Annotated in this window: 5 protein-coding genes; 1 reads left to right on the top strand and 4 read right to left on the bottom strand. The window is 41.4% G+C overall.

Going from position 1 to position 5,807, the window contains the following annotated elements; all coding sequences use genetic code 11:
• Positions 1-76: 76 nt before the first annotated feature.
• Genes V7654_RS18245 through V7654_RS18235 form a run of 3 tightly spaced genes read right to left on the bottom strand, consistent with a single transcriptional unit; the run spans position 77 to position 2,315 of the window.
• The gene (locus tag V7654_RS18245; RefSeq protein ID WP_335432298.1) at positions 77-805 is read right to left on the bottom strand and encodes an amino acid ABC transporter ATP-binding protein; all 729 of its coding nucleotides are present in this window, start codon (positions 803-805) and stop codon (positions 77-79) included.
• Positions 806-832: 27 nt separating this feature from the next.
• The gene (locus V7654_RS18240; RefSeq protein WP_335432153.1) at positions 833-1,498 is read right to left on the bottom strand and encodes an amino acid ABC transporter permease; all 666 of its coding nucleotides are present in this window, start codon (positions 1,496-1,498) and stop codon (positions 833-835) included.
• Between the two features lie 37 nt (positions 1,499-1,535).
• Entirely contained in the window at positions 1,536-2,315 is a 780-nt protein-coding gene (locus V7654_RS18235; protein WP_335432152.1) for a transporter substrate-binding domain-containing protein, read from the bottom strand.
• 232 nt (positions 2,316-2,547) lie between these two features.
• Between V7654_RS18235 and V7654_RS18230 the strand changes: the two genes are divergently transcribed.
• Positions 2,548-3,441, top strand: a complete 894-nt coding sequence (locus V7654_RS18230) for a diacylglycerol/lipid kinase family protein (protein WP_335432151.1) — start codon at positions 2,548-2,550, stop codon at positions 3,439-3,441.
• A gap of 48 nt (positions 3,442-3,489) precedes the next feature.
• On the opposite strand, the gene V7654_RS18225 is transcribed toward V7654_RS18230, so the two are convergent.
• On the bottom strand, positions 3,490-5,325 hold the full coding sequence (locus V7654_RS18225; protein WP_335432150.1) for a M6 family metalloprotease domain-containing protein: 1,836 nt from the start codon (positions 5,323-5,325) through the stop codon (positions 3,490-3,492).
• Positions 5,326-5,807 lie beyond the last annotated feature (482 nt).

Genomic DNA, 5,807 nt, shown 5'->3' with positions numbered 1-5,807 from the left:
GTGAATTTTATGCTTTCTTATCACATATACAAAACACAAAGCAGTCCTGATTTTACTCAGAACTGCTTCGTAAAAATTATTTAAGAGCAGTTGTCTGGATGAATTCCTTTGTACGCTCTTCTTGTGGATTGGTGAAGAACTCTTCTGGTTTAGCTTTCTCGACAATGATTCCTTCATCCATATAAATGATCCAGTCGGCAACCTCACGAGCAAAACCCATTTCGTGGGTAACCACAACCATAGTCATGCCATCCTCTGCTAACCCTTTCATAGTCGCTAAAACTTCTCCCACTAACTCAGGATCTAATGCAGAGGTTGGTTCGTCAAAAAGCATGATATCCGGCTTCATTGCCAGCGCACGGGCTATTGCTACCCTCTGCTTCTGTCCGCCTGATAATTTGCTTGGATAAACATCTGCTTTATCCTCAAGACCGACTTTCATTAAAAGTTCCTTAGCTTCCCTGATGGCTTCATTTTTTGGCATCTTTTTCACATGAACTGGTGCCTCAATGATATTTTCAAGTACGGTCATATGAGGAAAAAGATTAAAATGCTGGAATACCATTCCTACCTTTTGGCGCACTTCATTTATATCATGTGTATCCTGCGAAACCTCTTCCCCTTCGATAATGATTCTGCCATTGTCCTTTTTTTCAAGGAAATTTATACAGCGAAGCAAGGTACTTTTACCCGAACCACTTGCTCCGACAAGACATACCACATCGCTCTCTTTAACCGTTATATTGATATCCTTCAGGACATGAAGGTCGTCAAAGGATTTATTTAAGTTTTCAACATGAATCATTTCTTTTGTATACACTTCATTTCCTCCTTACCTGTCACTTACAGCTAATTTCTTTTCGATTGCCCTTACGATCAACGTCAGGATCGCAACTAGAACTAGATAATAGAATGCTACGATTAACAGGTACGTCATTTCGTCAAAGTTGTTTGAACCAAGCGTCGTTGCTACGTTAAATAGCTCGTTCATCGAGATGAACGCCGCGAGCGAGGAATCCTTAAGGCCGATGATAAATTGGTTGCCAAGCGGCGGCAATGAACGTCGGAACGCCTGAGGCAAAATGATTCTTCTCATCGTTAGCGCCTTTGACATACCCAATGAACGGCCCGCTTCCATTTGGCCTTTGTCAACCGATTGGATGGTTCCGCGGAAGATTTCCGCGATATACGCACCATTATGGAAAGCTAGCGCCAATGCCGCAGCCCAGAAATCAGGAATCAGAAAGATTCCGCTGATTCCGAAGTATAAAATAAAGATTTGTACAATCAGTGGGGTTCCTCTGATTAAATAAACATACGCGTCGGAAATCCATTCTAAAGGCTTGATGTTAGAGATTTTTAAAAGTGCAAAGAATAAACCAATCACGATTCCTACTATAATTGATACTACTGTAAGCTGCAGCGTAAGCAGCATTGCATCGATAAAAAGGTCACTGCTTTCAATCAATGTTTGTAAAACATGTCCTATACTTGGCAAAGCTCCTACATCCCTTCTCTATTTAATATCTATCTGTCTACTCAGGTTTCGTTGTGATATCCTCGCCAAAGTATTTTTGGCTGATTTTCGAGAGTGTTCCATCCTTGCGCAGATTTTCAAGCGCTTCATTCACTCTTTTTAAAAGCTTCGGATTATCCTTTGGAACAACAACAGCTTGTTCACTTCTTTCAATCAATTGCCTTCCTTCTATATCAAAGCCTTCCTTCGCCGCGCTCTTACCCGTAACGAAATCGGTAATAACAGCGTCATGGCGGCCGGTACTTAAGGCTTTCAATGCAGTAATATCACTATCATACATTTTGATGTTTGAAGTATATTTGGAGGCAGTATCCGCATAAGTGGACCCCTTCGCAACAGCAACTTCCTTCCCTTTTAAATCATCAACAGTCTTGATGTTGCTATCGGGTCTTACGAAGATTTGCGGACCTGAATAATAGTATGGAGTTGAAAATAGTACATGCTTGCTCCGCTGAGGGTTAATCGTGTGACTGGCTACGGCGATATCAGCGCGGCCAGTTTTTACCCCTTCAACAATCCCCTTGAATTTCATTCTTTTTTGTACAGGCTTAAGCCCCATCTCTTTGGCTAACGCTTCTCCCACTTCAATATCAAAGCCCGTCATTGTCAAATCATCTTTAAGATAGCTGAACGGCTTAAACTCTCCGGAAGCTGTGAAGATTAATTCATCCTTGTCTACTAGCTCAGTTCCATCGTCAAGCTGTTCCTTTTCTGCACATGCAGATAAAGACAATAGCAAGAGAACCAAAGCTGCAAATAGTATCCATTTTTTTGACATTCCCCTATGATCTCCTCTCTCTTTTTTTCTGCTTGCTAACTAAGTACCCTTTTTACGAAGGCGATAACCATAAAATTAAAGGGGGTTATTGTAATAGGGGGAGAAATATGGGAAAACCCACAATAAATTTAAAAGCAAGTCGTTCCCTTGTCAGGGTTTATAGCAAAAGAAATATAGGTAAATAATAGGGTTGATATAAGATCGATGAATTGAATACTGGAGGTAGATGAGGATGAAAGCCATGATCATTATGAATCCATCATCAGGCAAAGAAAAAGCAATCGATTATGTCCAAAAAATAAAAGAAACCTTGCAAGAAAAATATAGTGATATAGATATTAGAAAAACCGAGAAAGAAGGGGATGCTGCCTCATTCGCAACAGAAGCATGCATTGCTTTATATGATGCTGTCATCTCGATGGGCGGGGACGGAACAATCAATGAGACAATCAATGGAATCGCAGAACAAGCCCATCGTCCCGCTCTAGGTATTATTCCTTTAGGCACCATAAATGATTTTGCCCGGGCACTAGATATCCCCCTTGAACCATATGAGGCTATTTCAATCTTAGAAGGTCAGGAAACCAGGGCGGTGGATGTCGGAAAGATTGACGAAGCCTATTTTGCGAATGTACTAGCAGTAGGATCTATTGCAGAAGCTTCATATAATGTGACAGCAGAGCAAAAGACACGGTTAGGCTCCATTGCTTATTTTATGGAAGGAGCGAAATCGTTTCTGAACGGCGAAGCAATCGATTTAACTGTGGAACACGAAAACGGTAGATGGGAAGGTAAGTCTTTCCTCTTACTTGCAGCCCTCACAAATTCTGTAGGAGGATTTGAGTCGCTCGCACCGGACGCAAGCGTAAATGATGGGAAATTCCACGCTTTCATTATAAAAAAAATGTCCTTCCCGAAGATTGCAGCTATCATTCCTTCGCTCTTGAAGGGGGAATTGAAGGAAAGTGATGAAGTCGAATATATCCGAACCTCTTTTCTTAATGTATCCTCTTCAAAGGAACATTTGGTGAATATTGATGGCGAAGAAGGCCAGTCATTGCCCTTCCACGCCACAGTCCTTCCAGGACATATAAGTGTATTTGTTTCTGCTAATAAAGCTATATAAATTGCAAAAACCTGAGCAGGGAAATACCCAACTCAGGTTTTTTGTTTTTTATTTTACACTAGAATTAAAGTTGTAGAAGAATTTAGCTGTGATTGAGCCGTCTTTGTTTTCAACAATGTTTGTTACATGGATTCCCGAATCTGCAGGTGTGTCACTTAAGCCCTTCCAGAAATAGTAAGAGCCAGAGTGGACATTGCCTGAAACAGGGGTGATCTTGCTGCCTGCCTTGAAGAAGTCACCTGCATCTCCTCGATTTAAGTTCTTTTCAAGATCATACTTTCCGTCAGCCTGCACAACAGATAATCCGTAGTGAGTTACAACGTCACCATTGCTTGCTGTTTGTGACTGGTTAAATTGGAAACGTTTGTTCATCCAGTTCTCCACGTTGTTCGGTCGGAAGCCGGCAGTCTGGTAAAGATTAATGACATTTTCATCTACATGCCACGCAACTAAACCTTTAGAATTCTCTCCCTGACGTATTAAGCCCTTGTTGAAGCCGTCCTGTTGAACGTTTTCAAATAAGAAGTATTCCGTGCCATTTGAGCCTGGAACATCCATTTTAACGATGCCGTTATCAGCTGTTGCTTTGTTGATTGGCGGCAATGTAATTTCTCTTACACCTTGTTCAGCCTTAACTTCCATTGGATTGGCCCATCCTAAGAAAACCTTAGAAAATGGATCAAAGTGTGTCGGAGAGTTTCCGCTGTAAACCGGAGCATCAGGATAGCGCATCCATGACCCGCCTGCCATCATTGAATAGTTCCCTACTCCTTCTGAAGTATAAACAGTGTCATAGAAATCTGGCAAACCTAGAGCATGTCCAAATTCATGGGCATAAACACCTGTCTGCGCAGGGAAAGGTCCTGTTTTCGCTTCCTCTTTGTACGTACCTGATGCAGCATCAAATCCTGCAACGTTACCGCCGATACCTGGCTGGATGTTGTAGTTGTTAACAACCACGCCATCATATGTCATATCCTCTTTAACAGTTTTGTTAATCCACGCACCTTGATTCATGCCTTCATATTGATCAGCTGGTTTGCCTGTTTCATAATATTTTCCATAGTATAAAGCACTTAGGAGGCTCCATTTATGAGACCAGAACTGTGCGGGGTCGCGGCTGAATTCTGCTCCTGTTCCTTCATGGATTACGAACACGTTCGGCACTTCGCCATTCTCGGCATATTGAGAGAAGTCTACCTGGTCATCGGCTGCTTTCAACAGGTCGCGAATGAATTCACCAGTGTGCGCATCTCCGTTCTCGTTACCAAGTACGTACTTTCCGTTTTCAGCATATTTACCTTCTTGATCCAAATAGTATGAAGCACCCTTTGGCAACTCTACCCAAACAAATTCAGTATTTTCTTTGCGGACCAAGTTGACTTTTCCATAGCTTGATTCTTTATAAGCGTTTTGCATTGTACGGTCTTTCGGAACGTCTGCTCCATCATATTGTTTGAACTGTTCAAGTTCATAAGGGTTATATTCTGTGCCAAAAATCAAGTCCTCATAGTATTTTGCAGGTACTTGTCCCTGCATATCACCTACAGGTTCATCACCTTCAGGATACTTAGCTAAAAGAACTAAAACTGGAACATCCCCTTTTGCTTGTCTGTACGCAACGTGATTATCTCCTGGCTGCTGAAACTTTGCGCCATTCACAGCTGCTTTTTCAGCAGGATCTACCTTTGAAATATCGATTCCAAGTTCCTTTGCTCTATCGACAAGTTCAGGTGCTGCACCAACATGGTGCGCAAGGCTGATCTCATATTTACTTTGTGGTTTTGCGGTTGAATCATTTGCACTGACTCCTGCAAATACTGCACTTCCTGCCAATGCAAGAGACAGCGCCGAAGTTGATAGGACTTTTAACAATGGTGTCACTCCCCTATTAATATATTTCTATATCCTAAATATTATTAAATATTCAGTATATTCTAAATAGGGATATGGTATTGTTTGATAGGTTAAGGGGTGATGCTAAAGACTTATTTTTCAGAATCTTTAAAGAAGTATATAATGGGGCAAGGTCGCTCATTCTTCGTTTTACCATGCAGTCGCTTGAAGTACCGGGGAGACTCAACGCCCCCGGAAAGCGAGCATCATTTCGTTTCAATCAACAGATTTTTCTCTCGAAAATGGTCATGAGCAACCTTCACAGAACCATTCAACCAGCTTTTAAACACACGACTGAGTGAGGAGTAGAAAAAGAACAAATTAAATTAGACCACCAATAAAGCATATTGGTTATACGGTAAATAAATACATCAATAAAGCTTCTTGGTTACCTGAAAGAGCTAAATATGGAAAAAGAGGTCACCAGTAAAGCCTCTTGGTTACCTGAAAGAACAAACATTGGAAAAAGA

Source organism: Bacillus sp. JJ1609 (genome assembly GCF_036967045.1).
Lineage (GTDB): Bacteria > Bacillota > Bacilli > Bacillales > Cytobacillaceae > Mesobacillus.
This window is presented reverse-complemented; position numbering and strand designations above follow the sequence as displayed.